The organism is Streptomyces sp. NPDC018947 (assembly GCF_044390505.1).
Taxonomy (GTDB): Bacteria; Actinomycetota; Actinomycetes; order Streptomycetales; family Streptomycetaceae; genus Streptomyces.
The window spans coordinates 206,035-224,303 of sequence record NZ_JBIRZD010000009.1 but is presented as its reverse complement, the minus strand read 5'-3'; the positions used below and the strand labels follow the sequence as shown (position 1 = coordinate 224,303).

19 protein-coding genes are annotated in these 18,269 nt (G+C 73.6%); 9 read left to right on the top strand and 10 right to left on the bottom strand.

Going from position 1 to position 18,269, the window contains the following annotated elements:
- Positions 1-20: 20 nt before the first annotated feature.
- Complete coding sequence (locus ACH499_RS19180) at positions 21-1,181, bottom strand: NAD(P)-binding protein (protein ID WP_399017082.1); 1,161 nt, start codon at positions 1,179-1,181, stop codon at positions 21-23.
- A gap of 151 nt (positions 1,182-1,332) precedes the next feature.
- Between ACH499_RS19180 and ACH499_RS19175 the strand changes: the two genes are divergently transcribed.
- Positions 1,333-2,022 (top strand): pentapeptide repeat-containing protein, encoded by a 690-nt coding sequence (locus ACH499_RS19175; RefSeq protein ID WP_399017080.1) that lies wholly within the window; start codon positions 1,333-1,335, stop codon positions 2,020-2,022.
- An 84-nt stretch (positions 2,023-2,106) separates the two neighbouring features.
- Here the strand turns inward: ACH499_RS19175 and ACH499_RS19170 are convergent, their stop codons facing one another.
- On the bottom strand, positions 2,107-2,607 hold the full coding sequence (locus ACH499_RS19170) for a hypothetical protein (protein WP_399017078.1): 501 nt from the start codon (positions 2,605-2,607) through the stop codon (positions 2,107-2,109).
- Positions 2,608-2,705: 98 nt separating this feature from the next.
- Between ACH499_RS19170 and ACH499_RS19165 the strand changes: the two genes are divergently transcribed.
- Entirely contained in the window at positions 2,706-3,665 is a 960-nt protein-coding gene (locus ACH499_RS19165; RefSeq protein ID WP_399017076.1) for a GNAT family N-acetyltransferase, read from the top strand.
- A 19-nt stretch (positions 3,666-3,684) separates the two neighbouring features.
- On the opposite strand, the gene ACH499_RS19160 is transcribed toward ACH499_RS19165, so the two are convergent.
- Positions 3,685-5,094 (bottom strand): M1 family metallopeptidase, encoded by a 1,410-nt coding sequence (locus ACH499_RS19160; RefSeq protein WP_399017074.1) that lies wholly within the window; start codon positions 5,092-5,094, stop codon positions 3,685-3,687.
- A gap of 150 nt (positions 5,095-5,244) precedes the next feature.
- Entirely contained in the window at positions 5,245-5,802 is a 558-nt protein-coding gene (locus ACH499_RS19155; protein WP_399017072.1) for a heme-binding protein, read from the bottom strand.
- Positions 5,803-6,056: 254 nt separating this feature from the next.
- On the opposite strand from ACH499_RS19155, the gene ACH499_RS19150 reads away from it, so the two are divergent.
- On the top strand, positions 6,057-7,283 hold the full coding sequence (locus tag ACH499_RS19150; RefSeq protein ID WP_356204451.1) for a sensor histidine kinase: 1,227 nt from the start codon (positions 6,057-6,059) through the stop codon (positions 7,281-7,283).
- On the top strand, positions 7,280-7,939 hold the full coding sequence (locus ACH499_RS19145; RefSeq protein ID WP_399017070.1) for a response regulator: 660 nt from the start codon (positions 7,280-7,282) through the stop codon (positions 7,937-7,939). Before ACH499_RS19150 ends, ACH499_RS19145 begins: the two co-directional genes overlap by 4 nt.
- Positions 7,940-7,999: 60 nt before the next feature.
- Here the strand turns inward: ACH499_RS19145 and ACH499_RS19140 are convergent, their stop codons facing one another.
- The gene (locus ACH499_RS19140; protein ID WP_356204457.1) at positions 8,000-8,575 is read right to left on the bottom strand and encodes a TerD family protein; all 576 of its coding nucleotides are present in this window, start codon (positions 8,573-8,575) and stop codon (positions 8,000-8,002) included.
- Positions 8,576-8,729: 154 nt separating this feature from the next.
- Here ACH499_RS19140 and arfB point away from each other — a divergent pair, with 154 nt between their 5' ends.
- The gene (gene arfB / locus ACH499_RS19135; RefSeq protein WP_365596722.1) at positions 8,730-9,167 is read left to right on the top strand and encodes an alternative ribosome rescue aminoacyl-tRNA hydrolase ArfB; all 438 of its coding nucleotides are present in this window, start codon (positions 8,730-8,732) and stop codon (positions 9,165-9,167) included.
- Here the strand turns inward: arfB and ACH499_RS19130 are convergent.
- Positions 9,091-9,666, bottom strand: coding sequence for a GNAT family N-acetyltransferase (locus tag ACH499_RS19130; RefSeq protein WP_399017068.1), 576 nt, complete (start codon positions 9,664-9,666; stop codon positions 9,091-9,093). The two genes, arfB and ACH499_RS19130, sit on opposite strands and share 77 nt — an antisense overlap.
- A 47-nt stretch (positions 9,667-9,713) precedes the next feature.
- Positions 9,714-10,205, bottom strand: a complete 492-nt coding sequence (locus ACH499_RS19125; protein ID WP_399017199.1) for a flavin reductase family protein — start codon at positions 10,203-10,205, stop codon at positions 9,714-9,716.
- 420 nt (positions 10,206-10,625) lie between these two features.
- Between ACH499_RS19125 and cdgB the strand changes: the two genes are divergently transcribed.
- A complete protein-coding gene (gene cdgB, locus ACH499_RS19120) occupies positions 10,626-12,284 on the top strand; it encodes a diguanylate cyclase CdgB (RefSeq protein ID WP_356204465.1) in 1,659 nt (552 codons plus the stop codon).
- A 117-nt stretch (positions 12,285-12,401) separates the two neighbouring features.
- Entirely contained in the window at positions 12,402-13,364 is a 963-nt protein-coding gene (locus tag ACH499_RS19115; RefSeq protein WP_399017066.1) for a carbohydrate-binding protein, read from the top strand.
- Positions 13,365-13,379: 15 nt separating this feature from the next.
- Here ACH499_RS19115 and ACH499_RS19110 read toward each other — a convergent pair whose 3' ends face one another.
- The 3 genes from ACH499_RS19110 to ACH499_RS19100 all read right to left on the bottom strand — a co-directional run bounded on the left by ACH499_RS19110 (position 13,380) and on the right by ACH499_RS19100 (position 16,576).
- Positions 13,380-14,312, bottom strand: coding sequence for a 1-phosphofructokinase family hexose kinase (locus ACH499_RS19110; RefSeq protein ID WP_356204469.1), 933 nt, complete (start codon positions 14,310-14,312; stop codon positions 13,380-13,382).
- A gap of 201 nt (positions 14,313-14,513) precedes the next feature.
- Positions 14,514-15,659 carry an N-acetylglucosamine-6-phosphate deacetylase gene (gene nagA / locus ACH499_RS19105; protein ID WP_399017063.1) on the bottom strand — a complete coding sequence of 382 codons (1,146 nt, stop codon included), beginning with the start codon at positions 15,657-15,659 and terminating at the stop codon, positions 14,514-14,516.
- Positions 15,659-16,576: an ROK family protein gene (locus ACH499_RS19100; protein WP_399017197.1), complete on the bottom strand. Its 918-nt coding sequence runs from the start codon at positions 16,574-16,576 to the stop codon at positions 15,659-15,661. The genes nagA and ACH499_RS19100 overlap by 1 nt, the downstream gene beginning before the upstream one ends.
- Positions 16,577-16,713: 137 nt before the next feature.
- On the opposite strand from ACH499_RS19100, the gene ACH499_RS19095 reads away from it, so the two are divergent.
- Together ACH499_RS19095 and ACH499_RS19090 are read left to right on the top strand one after the other, a co-directional pair.
- A complete protein-coding gene (locus ACH499_RS19095; RefSeq protein ID WP_399017195.1) occupies positions 16,714-18,000 on the top strand; it encodes an ABC transporter substrate-binding protein in 1,287 nt (428 codons plus the stop codon).
- Positions 18,001-18,039: 39 nt separating this feature from the next.
- Positions 18,040-18,264 carry a DUF3263 domain-containing protein gene (locus ACH499_RS19090; protein ID WP_356204475.1) on the top strand — a complete coding sequence of 75 codons (225 nt, stop codon included), beginning with the start codon at positions 18,040-18,042 and terminating at the stop codon, positions 18,262-18,264.
- The last annotated feature ends 5 nt before the right edge of the window (positions 18,265-18,269 follow it).

The window sequence follows — 18,269 nt, the reverse complement described above, 5'->3', positions numbered from 1 at the left end:
TGTGCCCCCACCCAACGACCTCAAGCGCCCTTGAGGTCAAGCTCCTTCCGGCCCAGTGCCAGGGACACCGCCGTCAGGGCGCTGTTGAAGGAGACCTCCGACAGCAGACCCGGCGCGGCGACCTGGTCCCCGGCGAGGTAGACGCCGTCGCCGCGGTCCACGGCCGGCCGGTCCCGCCAGGTGGTGCCGGGCAGGTCGACGGCGCCGGTCCTGCCGTTCGCCACGGACTCGCGCCGCCAGGTGACCCGCTCGCGCCAGCCCGGGAACCCCAGGTCGAGCAGTTCCTCCGCGCGGGCGGTGCCGTACGCCTTCGACTCGTGCGGGGCGATCGGGATCTGTCCCTGGACGAGCTGCTCGCCCGCCGGGGCCAGGGTGCGGTCCTGGGCGGTGAACCGCTCGATCCAGCCCGGCGCGTCCAGGTCGGACAGGGCGAACGCGTCGCCGCGCCGCGACCGTACGGCCAGGTCGATCAGGGTGGTGCGCCCGCTCGGCCAGGTCAGGGAGGGGTCGCCGAGCAGCCGCCGGGCGGCGGCCAGGGAGGTGGCGACGACGACCGGGGTGTCGGTCGGGAGCGTGTCGACGCGGGACAGCGTCTCCATCCGGACGCCGAGGTTCCATGCCCGGGCGGCCATCCGGTCGACGACCCCGGCCCAGCCGCCTCGCGGGTAGTGCGCCTCGGGCGGCAGCTTGGTGGCCCGGCGCAGGCGTTCCTGCACGAAGGCGGCCGAGAGCGAACCGGGGTCGTGGTGGTAGAGGGCCACGGCGCAGTAGTGGGCGGCGGCCCGCGCGCCCTCCTCGCCCGCGATGCCGGTGGCCCAGCTCAGGAAGTCGGTGTCGACGGGCGCCCGGCCCACGCCGGGGCGCAGCAGCTTGAGCATGGCGAAGGGCGGGGTGCGGCGCAGGGCGCCCCGGTGGCGCAGCCGCAGCCGGGCCGCCTCCAGCGGCGGGAGGGGCGCGAGCGGTCCGATCAGGTCGCGCTGCCGGAGCCAGGCCCAGTGCGGGCCGCCGTTGTAGAGGGCGTGCGGGCCTTCGTTGGTGCGGTACGGGCCGTCGGCGGTGCGGGCCCGTCCGCCGAGCGTGTGGTGGGCTTCGTGGACGGTGACCTTGGCGCCCGCCTCGGCGGCGGTGATGGCCGCGGTCAGTCCGGCGAAGCCGCCGCCGACGACGGTGATGCGGTGCATGGCTGGGTGTCTCCCTCGGGTCGGTTCGCCTTGCGTGGCCGTTCCTGCCGATACGACGTCCGCGGGGCCGCCGAACGTGACACGCGGCCGGGAACGGGGGTGGTGTCGCAGGTGGGGGGGCGTTGTCAGTGGTGGGGTGCAGCATGGCGCCATGGCGAGGAGAGCGGTGGACGGCGGTACGACGACGGTGCGTCCGGCACGGCGGCCCGAGGTGCGGCTGCCGCCGACGGCGCCCTTCGAGGGCGGGGAGCTGGAGCCCGACGGCGACTACGACGGGCTGGAGTTCCGGCGGGCGGACCTCGCCGGGCAGGACGGCGCGGGCGCCCGCTTCATGGACTGCGCGCTGACGGAGTGCGCGCTGGACGAGACGTCGCTGCGGCGCGCCCGGCTGCTCGACTCCGTCCTCACCGGCGTACGGGGGGTCGGCACCGACCTGTCCGAGGCGACCCTGCGCGACGTGGAGCTGGTCGACGCGCGGCTGGGCGGTACCCAGGTGCACGGGGCCGTGCTGGAGCGGGTGCTGGTCCGCGGGGGCAAGATCGACTATCTGAATCTGCGCCGGGCCCGGCTCAAGGACGTGGTCTTCGAGGGCTGCGTCCTGGTCGAGCCGGACTTCGGGGGTGCCCGTCTGGAGCGGGTCGCCTTCGTGGACTGCGCCCTGAAGGGGGCCGACCTCGGCGCGGCCACGCTCACGGACGTCGACCTGCGCGGCGCCGCCCCGCTGGAACTGGCCCGCGGGGCGGACCGGCTGGCCGGCGCGGTCATCAGCCCGGCCCAGCTGCTGGACCTGGCACCGGTACTGGCGGCGGAGCTGGGGGTGCGGGTGCTGGCGGGGGAGTAGGGCGCCCCGGGGTGCCGCGGGGTACAGGGGCTCGGGGGTTGGGGCAGCGGGTCGGCCGGGCCGGAGCGCGTCGGCCGGTTCGGGTCAGGTGATGCGGGGGAAGCGGGCCTGGAGGGTCCAGATCGCCGGGTTCTCCGCCAGGTCCTCGTGCATGTCGGTGAGGTCGGCGATCAGGTCGTGGAGGAAGTCCCGGGCCTCCCTGCGCAGTTCGGCGTGCGAGAAGGACAGCGGCGGCTCGGACGCGGGCAGCCACTCCGCCTCGATGTCGACCCAGCCGAAGCGGCGCTCGAACAGGAGGCGGTCGGTGGACTCGGTGAAGTCCAGCTCGGCTTGCTGCGGCCGGGCGGCACGCGAACCGGCCGGGTCCCGGTCGACGTGCTCCACGATGTCGCACAGCGCCCACGCGAAGTCGAGCACCGGCACCCATCCCCAGGCTGTGGAGATCTCCCGGTCCTCCTCGGTGTCCGCGAGGTACACGTCTCCGCAGAACAGGTCGTGCCGCAGCGCACGGACGTCCGCGCGGCGGTAGTCGGTCTGCGGAGGGTCGGGGAAGCGGTTGGAGAGGGCGTAGCCGATGTCGAGCACGCAGGTGATGGTGTCATGCCCGGACCCCGGCCACCGCCGCACCGTCACGCCCTACGACCCGGCCGCCCCCGGCCCCCCGGAACGGATAGGTTGCCCGCGTGATCCTCACCCCGCTCACGGCCTCCCCCGACCACGACATCCCCGGTCCGCTGCTCACCGAGCTGACCGCTCTCTACGCGTCCCACCGGGCCTTTCAGGCCCTCAGCGGTGACTTTCCCGACCCCGACGACATCCGGCCGGAGCAGGTGGCGGCGGCGCTGGCCGAGGAGTTGGCGCGGCCGGGGGCGGAGGTGCTGCTCGCCCGGGACGCGGGGCGGCTGGTCGGCGTGGCGATCACCCTCGCCCGGCATCCCGACCCGGCCGACCCGGACCCGTGGATCGGCCTGCTGATGGTGGACGCGGCTCTGGGGCGGCGGGGGTACGGCAGACGGCTCGCGTCCCTCGTGGAGGACCGCTTCCGGGCCGTCGGCCGCACCGCCGTACGCCTCGCCGTCCTCGACGGCAACACCGACGGGCTCGCCTTCTGGACCGCCCTCGGCTACACCGCCCTCGGCCACCGGCGCGACCTCGGCGCCGGGCGCCCCTGCACGGTCCTGCGCAAGAGCCTCGGCGACGGATCGCGCATCCCCCGCCGCGCCGCCCGCGTCGCCGTGCTCGACCCCGAGGGCGCGGTCTTCCTCCTCCGCTACGACAACGTCGAGGTCGGCGTGCACTGGGCGATGCCCGGCGGCGGTCTGGAGGCGGACGAGAGCCCCCGCGCGGGCGCCCTGCGCGAACTGCGCGAGGAGACCGGCTGGACCGATCTGGAGCCGGGCCCGCTGCTGTGCACGTGGGAACACGACTTCACCCACCTGAGCGTCGGCCGGGTCCGCCAGCACGAGCACATCTACGTCGCCCACGGCCCCCGGCGCGAGCCCACCGGCCCCCACCTCGCCGCCGCGCACGCCGCGGACGGCATCCTCACCTGGCGCTGGTGGACCCGCGCGGAACTCGCCGGGGCGTCCGAGGCCCTGTGGCCGCCGGACCTGCCGCAGCTCCTCGACGCCTTCGAGGGATGAGGCGGCCGCACGGCACTCCTCAGGGGCGTTCCGGCTTCCCGTCCCCGAACAGCCAGTCCTCCCAGATCTCCGTGAAGTCCTTCTCCGGCGCCGACTCCTCCACGAACGCGGTGAAGTCGTCCGTGTCCGCGTTGCCGTGGCGGTGGGCGGCGGCCCAGTCGCGCAGGAGGGCGCGGAAAGCGTCGTCACCGACCGTCCGCCGGACGCGGTGCAGCACCATCGCGCCGCGCTGGTAGACGGGACTGTCGGAGATGTGGGCGGCATCCGGCGGCTTCCCGGGCGGGAACGCCCACACGGCCTCGTTCGCCGCCGCGTCGTCGAAGTAGTCGCCGTCGTAGAGGGCGTCGAAGATCTCCTGGGCGCTGTCTCCCCCGTGGTCCTCCGACCACAGCCACTCCGCGTAGGTGGCGAAGCCCTCGTTCAGCCACATGTCGCGCCAGCTCTTCGGTGTGACGGAGTCGCCGTACCACTGGTGGGCCAGCTCGTGGACGAGGGTCCCGGTGTCGGGGGCACCGGGGAAGTAGGGCCGGTGCTGGGTCTCGAGGGCGTAACCGGCGTCGCCCCGGCGGTCGACGATCGCGCCGGTCGAGGAGAAGGGGTACGGGCCGAAGGTGTCCTGCTCCCACTTCATGATCGCGGGGAGCTGGGCGAGGACCGGCCGGCTCGCCGCCTCCTGCTCAGGGTCGACGGCGGTGTAGACGGGCAGGCCGTCCCCGGTGGCCGAGCGGCTGACCTTCCAGTCGCCGACGGCGACCGTGGCGAGGTAGCTGGCCATCGGCTCGGCGGTGTGCCAGCGGAAGGTCGTGCGGCCACCGCTGGTGCTCTCGTCGGTCAACTCCCCGTTGGAGACGACCCCGTACTCCTCGGGGACGGTGACCGCGAGGTCGTACGTCGCCTTGTCGGAGGGGTGGTGGTTGCCGGGGAACCAGGCCATCGAGCCGACGGGCTCGCCGAGTCCGACCGCGCCGTCGTCGGTGGGCAGCCAGCCCTCCTCCGAGTCGTCGGCGTCGGTGATCGTCTCGGGCTCGCCGGAGTAGCGGACGCGCACGCGGAACGTCTCGCCGTCGTCCAGTTCGTCGGGCGGGCGGACGGTCAGCTCCTGTCCGGCCCGGTTGAAGCGGGCCTCCCGGCCCTCGACGGTGACGTTCTCGACGTCCAGGCCCTTGAGGTCGAGGTTGAAGGCGGACAGGTCCTGGGTGGCGCGTGCGGTGATCGTCGCCGTGCCGGTGAGGTGCTCGGCGTCGGGGTCGTAGGCCAGGGTCAGGTCGTAGTGGCCGACGTCGTAGCCGCCGTTGCCCGCCTTCGGGAAGTACGGATCGCGCAGGCCCGCGGCGCCCGGAGTGCCGTCGACACCACCGCCGCCGCCACCGCTGCACGCCGTGAGGGCGGTGAGGGTGGCGGCGGCGAGGAGCAGACGGGGGAGGCGCACGTCGTGATCCTATGGGGCGTTTCACGTGAAACGCCTGTCGATACCGGCCGTCGGGCCTCGTCGGCACCGGTGCGCGAGGCCCCGCCGACGCCGGCCGTCGGCCCCGGGGCGCCGGGGCGCCGGGGCGCCGGGCCGGACGGTCAGCGCCTGCTAGTTCAGCGCCTCCGCGCCCGCCTGCGCGAACTTCTCGTCCAGCGCGCCGGACGGGGCACCCGCGACGCCGATGCCGGCGATCGGGGCCTTGTCGGCGGTGACCGGGACGCCGCCGCCGAGGAACAGCGTGCCGGGGATGTCCTTCAGGTTCGGGGCGTTCTCCAGGCGGCCCTCCAGCTCGGTGGTGGTGGCGTTCCAGGAGACGGCGGTGTACGCCTTCCTGATCGCGGACTCGTAGGACTGCGGGCCGGCGCCGTCGCCGCGCATGGTGAGGATCGTGTTGCCGTTGCGGTCCACGACGGCGACGGTGACCCGCTGGCCCTCCTTCTCGGCGGCCTTCAGCGTGGCCTCGGCGGCCTTCGTCGCGGCGTCGATGGTCAGGTGCCGGGTCGTGGTCGTGTCACCGCTGTCCGCGGAGACGGCCTGGGCGGCGGCCGGGGCGGCCTGCGGGGCCGAGGCGTTCGCCGACACCGTGCCGAAGGTGCCGGCGGCGACGGCGGCGAGGACGGCACCGCCGGCGGCGAGGCGGGCGCGCCGGGAAAGGGTCTTCTTCATGCTGGATCTGCTCCTCCGGTCAGGGCGGACGGTCCGAGTCGAGGCCCCTTGTGGCCGCTTCCGTCCTCTGCTCTCCACCCTCCGCCCCGCACCCGGGGAGTACGGTCGCCGTTCCGGCTGCTCGTCGGCGGCGGAACGGGTGACGGCGGGGTCGTCCGATCGGCTGACCCACGGGCCGTACCGGCAGGTCACCATGGGAGTGAACGCGCAGTTCAGCGTGGTAGGACACAACGGTGGAGAGGAGGCGCGCGCGGATGCCGAAGCCGTACGACCCGGACACCCGGTGGCTCGGCGCCGTCATGCACGCGGCGTTCTTCCTGCTGCTCGGCGGCGCCCTCGCCCGCTTCCTGCTGCGCCACCCCGGCGAGCCCCGCACGCCCTGGATCATCGCCCTGTCCGTCGCCCTGGCCGTGCTGCACCTGCTCGGGCCGGCCCTGAACGGCCCGGGCGCGCGGCCCACCCGACGGCGCCTGGTCTGGCTGGGCACGGTGGTCGTGGTGTGGATGGTGCTGGTCGTGCTCGCACCCAGCTTCTCCTGGTGCGCGGTGCCCCTCTTCTACACCGGCCTGCGCACCCTGCCGGCGCGGGCGGCGCTGGTGCTGGTGACCGTCCTGACGGTGTTCGTCGTCGCCGCGCAGCTCGAACTCGCCGGCGGTTTCGACCCCAACCTGCTGCTCGCGCCGCCCGCCGTCGCCGCCATCGCCGCCGCGGTGTTCCTGCACACCGAACGGCAGGCGGCACGGCAGCAAGCACTGATCGACGACCTGATCCGCACCCGCCGTGAACTCGCCGCCGCCGAACGCCGCGAGGGCACCCTCGCCGAACGCCAGCGGCTGTCCATGGAGATCCACGACACCCTCGCGCAGGGCCTGTCCAGCCAGCGGATGCTGCTCCAGGCGGCCGAGCGGGTCTGGGAGTCCGACCCGGGCAAGGCCCGCACCCACGTCCGGGGCGCCGCGTCCGTCGCCGAGCACAATCTCGCCGAGGCCCGCCGTTTCGTCCACGACCTCGCGCCGGCCGACCTCGCCCGCGGCGGCGGCCTGGTGGCGGCGCTGCACGCGCTGGCCGAGCGGGAGTCCGGCGACCACCTCACCGTGCGGGTGCACGTCGACGACGGCGGCCGGGCGCCGCTGCTGCCCGACCGCGTCCAGTCGGCCCTGCTGCGGATCGCCCAGGGCGCCCTGGCCAATGTGCGCGAGCACGCGGGCGCGTCCACCGCCGCGCTCACCCTCACCCTCCTCGACGACCAGGCGGTACTGGACGTCAGCGACGACGGCCACGGCTTCGACCCGCAGGCGCTGCCCGGCACCCCGTCCGGGGTGCGCGGGCACGGGCTGCCCGCCATGCGCGCCAGGCTGCGCGGCCTGGGCGGCACCCTGACCGTGGAGTCGGCCCCCGGTGAGGGCACCGTCCTGTCCGCCGCCGTCCCCCTGGACGCGACCCGAACCGACCCGGCCGACCCGCTGGAGGCACCCCGATGACAGACCAGGCCGGCCAGGACCCCGCCCGGGCGCCCGTGCGCATCCTCGTCTGCGACGACCACGTCGTGGTGCGCGCCGGGCTGCTGGCCCTGCTCGACAGCGCCCCCGGCATCGAGGTGGTCGGCGAGGCCGGGACCGGGGAGGAGGCGCTCGCCCTGGCCGCGCGCCTGGTGCCGGACGTGGTGCTGATGGACCTGCAGCTCGGCGAGGGCATCGACGGCGTGGAGACCACCCGCCGCCTGACGGCCGCCCCCGGCCCGTCCCCGCACGTCCTGGTCCTCACGACGTACGACACCGACGCCGACATCACCCGTGCCATCGAGGCCGGGGCGACGGGCTATCTGCTGAAGGCCGAGCGTCCCGAGGAGCTGTTCGCCGCCATCCACGCCGCCGCGCGGGGACGTACGGCGCTGTCCGGGCCGGTGGCCAGCCGGGTGATGGCCAACCTGCGCAGCCCGCGGCCCTCCCTCACCGACCGCGAGCGCGACATCCTCGCCCAGCTCGCCACCGGCCTCGGCAACCGGGAGATCGCGCGGGCCCTTTTCATCAGCGAGGCCACGGTGAAGACGCACCTGCGCCGCATCTACGACAAGCTCGGCGTCGACACCCGCGCGGGCGCGGTGGCCGTGGCGAAGGAGCAACGCCTGCTGCCGTGACGCCGAAGGCCCCCCGGCACGGGCCGGGGGGCCTTCGCAAGGCCAGGAGGCAGGCGGACGTCAGACGTTGACGCCGAAGTCCTGGGCGATGCCCACCAGGCCCGAGGCGTAACCCTGGCCGACGGCGCGGAACTTCCACTCGGCGCCGTTGCGGTACAGCTCGCCGAAGACCATCGCCGTCTCGGTGGCCGCGTCCTCCGACAGGTCGTAGCGGGCGATCTCGGCGCCGCCGGCCTGGTTGACGATGCGGATGTAGGCGTTGCGCACCTGGCCGAAGTTCTGCGAACGGTTCTCGGCGTCGTAGATGGAGACCGGGAAGACGATCTTGTCGATGTCGGCGGGCAGGGCGGCGAGGTTGACGTTGATGGCCTCGTCGTCGCCGGCGCCCTCGCCGGTGCGGTTGTCACCGGTGTGGACGATCGTGTTGTCCGGGGTCTGCTTGTTGTTGAAGAACACGAAGTGGGCGTCGGAGTAGACCTTGCCCTGCGCGTTGACCGCGATCGCGGAGGCGTCGAGGTCGAAGTCGGTGCCGGTGGTGGTGCGGACGTCCCAGCCGAGGCCCACGGTGACTTCGGTCAGGCCCGGAGCCTCCTTGGTGAGCGAGACGTTGCCACCCTTGGACAGGCTTACAGCCATTGTTTGGGAGTCCCTTCCCTCGTTTACGTACGGCAAGAAAGCTACAGCTACCCCCATGAACGACGAGAGGGGTACGCAAGGTTCCAGCTCTCTTTACTTTCTTTACCCGGGCCCGAGGATATTCGGGTGACGTGGGCCGCGGGGGGACGGGAACATGGACGGCATGTCCGGTCCCCATGTCATTCGCGGCTCCGTCTCCCTGCCCGAGGCGGAGCTGGTCTGGCGTTTCTCGCGTTCCTCGGGACCCGGCGGACAGCACGTCAACACGACGGACACGCAGGTGGAGCTGCGCTTCGACCTGGCGCGCACCGAGGCGCTGCCCGAGGTGTGGAAGCGGCGGGCGCTGGAGCGGCTGGCGGGGCGCCTCACCGACGGGGTCGTCACCGTGCGGGCCTCCGAGCACCGCTCCCAGTGGCGCAACCGCGAGGCCGCCGCCGTGCGCCTCGCGGCCCTGCTCGCCGAGGCCACCGCGCCGCCGCCGCGCCCCCGCAGGCCGACCCGCGTACCGCGCGGCATCAACGAGCGCCGTCTGCGGGAGAAGAAGCAGCGCTCGGAGACCAAGCGGGGCCGGTCCCCGAAGAACTGGGACTGACCACCGCACCGTCGTGCCGAGACGTCCAGCCGTCCAGTTCCAGCACGCCCACCGTCTCCTCCTCGGCCTTCTCCCCGTTCGGGCGGAAGCCGAGGCCCAGGTAGAAGTTCTCGGGGCCCCACTCGCCGGGGTGCCAGGTGACGTAGAACTCCTTGCCGCCGCGGCGGCGGATCTCCGCGGCCACCGACTCCACGGCGAAGCGGCCGTAGCCCCGGCCCTGTTCCGCGGCGTCGATGTTCAGGCGCCACAGCCCGGAGCGCAGCGCGCTGCCGTCGTCGTACCAGTCGATGTCGAAGAAGCCCATGAGGAACCCGACGGGACGGTCGCCGTCGAGGATCAGGCGGGGCCAGGCCTTGCCGGGGTGGACGTAGGCCTCCGCGAGGGACTTCACCACGGGGTCGACGGCGAATTCCTGCTCGGGGCGCACCCGTACGGCGAGGGCGGCCTCGATGTTCGCGGGGGTGATCTTCTCCAGGCGGAGAGCGGTGCTGCTCGTCATGCGCGCACCCTAGGCGGGAGCCTGGCGCCGGACGAGCGGATTACCGCTCAGCCCAACTGCCGGTAGCGGCCCCGGAAGTACATCAGCGGCCCTCCGTCCGCGCTGGGCACGGCGGCGGACAGGACGCGGCCGACGACCAGGGTGTGGTCCCCGGCCCGCACGCGCTGCTCGGTACGGCACTCCAGGGTCGCCAGGGCACCGCCGACCAGCGGCGCCCCGGACACCTCGCCGCGGATGTAGGGGATGTCCTCGAACAGGAGGCGGTCGCTGACGCGGCCCTTCATGGCGAACCGGCCGGCGATGTGCCGCTGGCTCTCGGAGAGCACGGAGACCGCCCAGACGGGCTGCTCGTCGAGCAGGTCGTCCATGCGGGAGCCCTCGCGCAGGCTGACCAGGACCAGCGGCGGGTCCAGGGAGACCGACATGAAGGCGGTGGCCGTCATCCCGACGTCCTCGCCGCGCGGCGCCCCTGGGTCGTCGGGGTCGAGCGCCGGCTCCTGCGCGGTCACGAGGACGACGCCCGAGGCGAGCCGGGACATCACGGCACGGAACTCGTCGTTGCTCACCCCCTCAGCATGCCCGGACGCGGGGGAGGGCGACGGGATCGTGGGGGAGGCGGGGGACGTGAGAGCGGGAGTCTTCGACACCCCCACACGCTAGACGCCGGCCCGGCGGCCCGGTATAGGCCCCCGGTCCGAACCGGGTCCTAGGACCGGCCTAGGACCCGGGGAGGAGTCGCGCCGTCCGCGCGAAACCCCGAAGAGGGGAAACAGCCGTTGAAATGCGGAAACACCGGTCAATTGTTCACCTTTGCCTGTGACTTGAGTCACAAGGGGCGTTAATTGTTGACCCTGTGTACCGAGTGGGGAGCGCGCTGTGATTCAGTGGCGGGAAGCTGGTAGGACGATACGCCGAAGAGAACCCTTGATTCGCTGCGAGGTCTCGGGGGGAGGGCGAGCATGGAGACCGAGTCGGAGCCCTACGTCCGCCTTGCGTCCCTGCGGCAGCTTCACCAGGTCATGGCCGACATGAACACCGCACGCAGCCTGGCCGACACCCTCCAGACCGTCGCCGACGGCGTCGTGCGGGCCCTCGGGTACGAGCTGGCCTGCGTCAACCTGGTCCGCCCCGACGGCGACCTCGTCGTCGCCGCCTTCTCCGGGAACCAGGCCGCCGAGGCCCTGATCACGGGCCGGGTCGGCTCCCGCGACTCCTGGGACCGCAGGCTGCACATGGGCGAGCAGTGGGGAGACCTGATCTTCATACCCCACACCGAGGGCTGGATCCTCGACGACGACGACGTCCCCCAGTGGTACACCGACGGGCCCGCGCCCCGCTTCGAGGACGAGTGGCACCCCTCGGACCGCCTCTTCGCCCCCATGTACGCGCCCGGCCCGCAGGGCGGCAGGAACAGCGGAGAGCTGATCGGCGTCCTGTCCGTGGACAGGCCCCGCAACGGCCGACGCCCCGGCGCCTGGGGCCGCGAGGCCCTCCAGATGTACGCCTTCCAGGCCGCCATCGCGATCAGCAACGCCCGGCTCCGCTCCAACATGCAGCGCGCCCTCATCCGGCTGGAGCGCGACCAGCAGGCCCTCAGGGCGAGCGAGGAGAGCTTCCGGCAGGCCTTCGAGTACGCCCCCTCCGGCATGGCCATCGCCGAGATGGGCGGCGACCAGCACGGCCGCATCCTGCGCACCAACGACGCCCTGTGCCGGCTGCTGGGCCGCCCCGCCTCCGCGATGCGCCGCTACGCCTTCTCCGACCTCGTCCACCCCGAGGACATCGGCACCCTGCTGCGCACCTCCGCCGAGGGAGGCCGGGCCGAGCTGCGCCTCGGCCGCCGCGACGGCACCTACGTCTGGGTCTCCCTGCGCAACAGCGTCGTCGCCGACGCCGCCGACGGGCCGCGCTTCCTGCTCACCCACGTCGAGGACATAGAGGAACGCAAGCGCCGCGAGCTCCAGCTCGCCCACCGCGCCTCCCACGACTCCCTCACCGGCCTGCCCAACTCGGCCGAGCTGCGCGCCCGGCTCTCCGCCCGGCTGTGCCGGCGCCCGCAGTCCCCGCACGACTCCGTGGCCGACGCGATGGACGCCGCCTACGGTCACCCCCTCACCGACTCCGGGGGCCACACCTTCGACCTCGGCTCCGGCGCCGACCCGTACGGGGCGTACGACCACCACGTGCACACCGTGGCCCCCGGCGACCGCGACGACGGCACCAAGGGGCTCGCGGTCCTCTTCTGCGACCTCGACGGATTCAAGTCGATCAACGACCGGTTCGGGCACAACGCGGGCGACGCCGTCCTCATCGAGGTCGCCAGGCGCCTCGGCGGCGGCGTGCGCGACGGCGACACGGTGGCCCGGCTCGGCGGCGACGAGTTCGTGATCCTCGCCGACGGACTCGGCCGCGCCGACGCGGAGGACCTCGCCGTACGGCTGCGCAACGAGATCATCCAGCCGATCCGCGCCGAAGGACGGGCCGTCCGCGTGGGCGCCAGCTTCGGCATCGGGTGGGCCCACTGCGGCATGACGGCGGACGAAGTGCTGAAGTCCGCCGACGAACGGATGTACGTCGAGAAACGATCTCGTCCCAAACAGCACCGCCGTGCCGGATGATCCCCAGGTCAGCGCGTTGAGGCGGTCCGAGTCACCCGTTCGGGTCAGTGGGAGCAGGTAGGCTCGCCCTCTCACCACCTGTACGCAACGCACCGCATCTGGTTAGGAGACCTAGGGATGACGCCCGGCAACAACGGCGCGAGCACGCCCGAGGACGACGACCCGTTCGGCTACCTGTATGCCGACGGGCAGGCCAACGGAGCCCAGCCTCCGTCCGGTGGCTACGGCTACCCGAACTCCGTCAACCGGGTGCGTCCCGTCGGAACACGGCAGTACGGCGCACCGCAGGCCCAGGCCCCCACCGCCGCGTACGGCCAGGCGGCCCCGCAGCAGCAGGGCGCCTACGGCAGGCCGAACGCGCACTACGCCGCGCCGGAGACCCTCCCCGGCGGCGGCGCCCCCACCGCACCGCAACAGCCGGGCCGCGCGGGCGCGGGCGGCGGACGCCGCGGCCCCAACACCAAGGGCCTGCTGATCGGCGCGGTCGCCGTGGTCGCCGCGGTCGTCGTCGGCATCGCGGTGGCGATGACGAGCAACGGCGCGGACGACGAGAACACCGGCAACGAGGCCGGCGGCGACACCGCCCCGACCCAGTCGCAGGGCACCGACCCGAGCCCGACGACGAGCAGCAGCTCCGAGGCCGAGGTGAAGCTGCCGACGACCGACGCCAAGACGCTGCGGCTGTCGCCCGGCGTGACGACGGCCTCGGACATCGAGGGCGCCCAGTCGGACGGCGGCGTCTACGTGGCCAACCTCAACCAGCCCGGCGCCTCGGTCACCTGGACCGTCGACGGCATCCCCGAGGACGGCGCCTACACCCTCTTCGCGCGCTACAGCACGGCCGGCGAGGACCAGTCCATGACGCTCACGGTCAACGGCAAGCCGTTCGGCAGCAAGATGAACCTGAGCAACTTCGCGCGCGCCGAGGACGGCGACTTCGCCAAGGGCTGGACCAAGACGTTCGCCTGGCCCACGCTCAACAAGGGCACCAACACGATCTCGCTGTCCTGCGGGGACGGCGACAAGTGCAACGTCCTGCTGGACCAGCTCTCCCTGAAGAAGGGCAACGTCAAGGACTAGGGCCCGTCGTTCGGGTCACGCCGCGTCGGCCTCGGCCGTCACGGCGATGCCCCTGCCGAGCAGCTCCTCGTAGGCCGCCCGGTCGAACTCGCCCGCCACCGGGGCCAGGACCGTCGCCGCGGACAGGGCGACCGCGCGGGCCAGACGGTCCGGCCACGGCAGGTGCTCGACCAGGCCCGACAGCAGGCCCGCGACCGCCGAGTCGCCCGCGCCGGTCGGATTGCCGCGGATGTGCGCGGGCGGCGCCGCCCGCCAGCGGCCCTCGGGCGTCACCGCGAGCAGCCCCTCGGCGCCCAGGGAGGCGACCACGGACCGGGCGCCGCGCCGACGGGCGTCCTGCGTGGCCCGCAGCGGCTCGTGCGAGCCGGTCAGTTCGGCCAGCTCGTCGGCGTTCGGCTTGATCATGTCCGGGCGGGCGGCGACGCCCCGGCGCAGCGGCTCCCCGGCGGTGTCCAGCAGCACCGGTACGCCCGCCGACCGCGCCGTGCGCACCAGCCCCGCGTAGGCGCCCACCGGCACGCCCGGAGGCAGGCTGCCGCACAGGGCCACCGCGGCGGCATCGGCGAGCAGGTCCTCGTAGGCGTCCTGGAAGGCGTTCCACTCGGCGGGGGAGACGGCCGGGCCCGGCTCGTTGAGCTGGGTGGTGTCGCCGGAGTGCTCGTCGACGACGGCGATGGTGCGCCGGGTCGCCCCGGCGACCGGCACCAGCGCGTCGGTCACCCCGCGCACCCCGGTCAGCCCGTCGCGCACGACGTCCCCGGTGGTGCCGCCGGCGAAGCCGGTGACCGTCACCTCGTGCCCGAGGGCCGCGAGCACGCGGGCCACGTTCAGCCCCTTGCCGCCGGGGCGTTCCGTCACGTCGGTGACCCGGTGGGAGGCGTGCGGCCGCAGGCCCGGGACGCGGTAGGTGATGTCGAGAGCGGTGTTCAGTGTGACCGTGACTATCACCCGTGCCGACCTCCCCCGATGGCCCTTCCGCCGGTGTTCCACGGCGCTTTCGGCGTCGTCGTCGCGGGCGGGCGCCGACGTCGTATTCCGGAGACACGATCATGCCAAACGGACGGCCGTCGGCCCAGCCCCCGGTCGGACCCGGCCGGCCGTCCGGGGCGGCCGACGGGGCCGGTGCCGGGCACCGGACTCCGGGACGGATCAGCCCACTCGGGGATCGACCACCCATGCGCCCCGGCGCATCACGCCCACCAGGTCGAATCCGGCGTCGAGGACCACCAGGTCGGCGTACTTGCCCGCTTCCAGGGAGCCGATGCGGTCGTCGAGGCCGAGCAGCCGGGCCGGGTTGGCCGAGATCGCGGCGACGACGTCCTCGACGGGCAGCCCGTCCACCGTCACCGCCCGCTTGAAGGCGCGGTCCAGGGTGAGCGTGGAGCCGGCGATCGAGCCGCCCTCCACCAGCCGGGCCACGCCGTCGGCGACCTCGACCTCCATCGGGCCGAGCATGTAGCGGCCGTCGCCGAAGCCCGCCGCGTCCATCGCGTCGGTGATGAAGGCGACCCGGGCGGCGCCCGCGTGGTGGAAGGCCAACTGGAGCGCGGCCGGGTGCAGATGGGTGCCGTCGTCGATCAGCTCGACGGTGATCCGCTCGTCCTCCAGCAGGGCGGTGATCGGGCCCGGTGAGCGGTGGCCGAGCGGCGGCATCGCGTTGAACAGGTGCGTGGCGACGGTCGCGCCCGCGTCGATGGCCTGGAGCGTCTGCTCGTAGCTGGCGTCGGTGTGGCCGACGGCCGCGATCACACCGTGCTCGGCGAGCAGCCGTACGGAGTCCAGGCCGCCCGGCAGCTCGGTGGCCAGGGTCATCATCTTCGCGTGGCCGTGCGCCGCGTCGATGAGCTTGCGCACCTCGGCCGGGTCGGGATCGCGCAGCAACTGCTCGTCGTGGGCGCCCTTGCGGCACGGGGAGATGAACGGCCCCTCGAAGTGGATGCCGGCGATGTCGCCCTGCTGGGCCAGTTCCGCCAGCATCCCGGCGTGCCGGGCGAGGAAGTCCAGGTCGCCGGTGACGGCGGAGGCGACCACCGTGGTGGTGCCGTGCAGGCGGTGGGTGCGGACGCCCGTGAGGATGTCCTCGTGGGTGCCGCCGGCGAAGGAGGCGCCGCCGCCGCCGTGGTTGTGGAGGTCGACGAAGCCGGGGACCACCCAGTGCCCGCCGAGTTCGACGGTCTCCGCGTCCGGGGGCGCCGTGTCCGCGATCCGCGTGCCGTCGACGATCACGCGGCCGCCGTCCACGGTGCCGGTGGGCAGTACCACCCGGGCGCCGGCGAGAACCTTGCTTGGGGCCATCAGGTGGTTACCTCCGGGGGAGTCGCGGTCGTGGAAGGAGTGTCGAGCAGGTCCCAGGCCATCAGCCCGGCACCGAGGCAGCCGGCGGTGTCCCCGAGGGCCGCGGGGACGAGCTCCGGCAGCTTCTGGAAGGTGACGCGCCGTCCGACGGCGTCCCGCAGCGGTGTGAACAAGGTTTCCCCGGCCTCGGCGAGGCCGCCACCGATGATCAGCACGCGCGGGTCCAGCAGGGTGAGCGCGGTGACCAGCCCGTCGGCGAGCGCGTCCACGGCGTCCTGCCACACGCGGGCGGCGCGGGCGTCGCCGGACTCGACGGCCTTGGCGCAGTCGGCGGCGTCCGCGTCCGGGTCGCCGCAGGCCTCGGCCCAGGCCTGGCTGACGGCCGACGCGGACGCGAACCGCTCCAGGCAGCCGCGCTGTCCGCAGGGGCACGGGGTGCCGCCGGGGCGTACGACGACATGGCCGATCTCGCCCGCGAAGCCGTGGGCGCCCGCCTCCACCCGGCCGTCGATGCCGATGGCGCCCGCGATGCCGGTGCCCAGCGGCACGAACAGGAACCGGTCCGCTCCCCGCCCGGCCCCGATGCGGCCCTCGGCGAGCCCGCCGGTGCGCACGTCGTGGCCGAGGGCGACCGGGATGCCGCCGAGCCGCTCGCTGAGCAGCGCGCGCAGCGGGACGTCGCGCCAGCCGAGGTTGGCGGCGTACACGGCGGTGCCGTGTTCCTCGTCGATGATGCCGGGGACGGCGACACCGGCCGCGACGGCGGGCTCGCCGAACCGGTCGGCGCCCAGGGCGCGCAGCTCGGCGGCGAAGTCCAGGATGCCCGCGACCACGGCCTCGGGTCCGCGCTCGCGTCCGGTGGCGCGGCGGGCCTGGTGGAGCAGCTCGCCTTCCGGCCCCGCCAGGGCGGCCTTCATCCCGGTGCCGCCCACATCGAGGGCGATGACATGTCTCACGGGGACAGTGTGGCCCGTGCACCCACGAGAGGTCTAGTCCACTCACGTGGTGTAGACCTTAGTCCGGTAAGCGGACGAGTGGACCGGTGAGCGAACACATGCAGGGCGGGGCGGGAACGGTGCGGCGGCACAGGACGGGAACGATCGCGGCGGTGTCCGCCCTCGGGCTGACGGCGGTCCTCGGCGGCTGCGGGATCACCGGCGGCTCCGACGAGGTGACACTGGAACTGGTCGCCGCCGACTACGGCGACACCGAGGCCAACAGCTCCCAGGGGTACTGGGACGACCTGGCCACCTCCTACGAGGCCGAGCACCCCGGCGTGCGCGTGCACGTCACCGTGTACTCCTGGAACGACGTCGACCGCAAGGTGCGCGAGATGGTCGACGCGGGCGAGGCCCCCGACCTGGCGCAGATCGGCGCCTACTCGGACTACGCCGACAAGGGCCTGCTCTACGGGGCCGACGAGGTGCTCTCCATCCCCGTCCAGGCGGGCTTCGTCTCCCAGCTGGCCGCCGCGGGCCAGGTCCACGGCGTCCAGTACGGGCTGCCCTTCGCGGCCTCCACGCGCGTCCTCTTCTACAACAAGACCCTCTTCGAGAAGGCGGGCGTCACCCCGCCCAAGACCTGGGAGGAGCTCGCCGACGCCGCCGAGGCGCTCGAGGCGGAGGGCGTGAAGTACCCGTACGCCCTGCCGCTCGGCCCCGAGGAGGCGCAGGCCGAGACGATGCAGTGGATGCTCAGCGGCGGGGGCGGCTACACCGACGACGCCGGCACCTACTCCGTCGACTCGCCGCAGAACGTCACCGCGTTCACCTGGCTGCGGGACGAACTGGTCGGCAAGGGCCTCACCGGCCCCGTCGCCCCCGGCAGGCTCAACCGGGCCGACGCCTTCGCCGCCTTCGCCGACGGCGAGGTCGGGATGCTCAACGGCCACCCCTCGCTGATGAAGGCGGCGGCCGGCAAGGGCGTGAAGTTCGGCATGGTGCCCACCCCCGGCATCGACGGCGTGAGCAGGAACACGCTCGGCGTCACCGACTGGATGACCGCCTTCAGGAAGAACGGCCACCAGGAGGAGATCGGCGACTTCCTCGACTTCGTCTACGACGACGAGAACGTCCTGGACTTCTCCCGCCGGTACGACCTGCTGCCGGTCACCAGCTCCGCGTCCCAGGAGATGAGCGCGGCCGCCGAGGACGAGGACCTGAGGCCCTTCCTCGACGAGCTGCTGCTGTCCGAGCTGTACCCGGTCGGCAAGACCTCCTGGGCCTCGGTCAGCGCGGACGTGAAGAAGCGCATCGGCCAGGCCGTCGCCCCCGGTGCCGACCCCTCGCAGGTGCTCGGCCGGATCCAGGCGACGGCGATGCGGGCCGGCAGCGCGGAGTAGCGGGCGCAGGTGTCGGTGGCGGGCGCTACGGTTTCCCGCATGGAGCTGGGAGCAAGGGAGCGCGCCGTCCTGGCGCTGGAGCGCCGCGGGTTTCCGGGGCCCGGCGCGAAGGAACGCGCGATCCGCGAGGAGCTGGGCCTCGCGCCCGTGCGCTACTACCAGTTGCTCAACGCCCTCCTGGACGACCCCCGCGCCCTGGCCCTGGACCCGGTGACGGTCAACCGGCTGCGCCGGGTGCGGGAGTCGCGGCGCGGCGAGCGGTGAGGTTG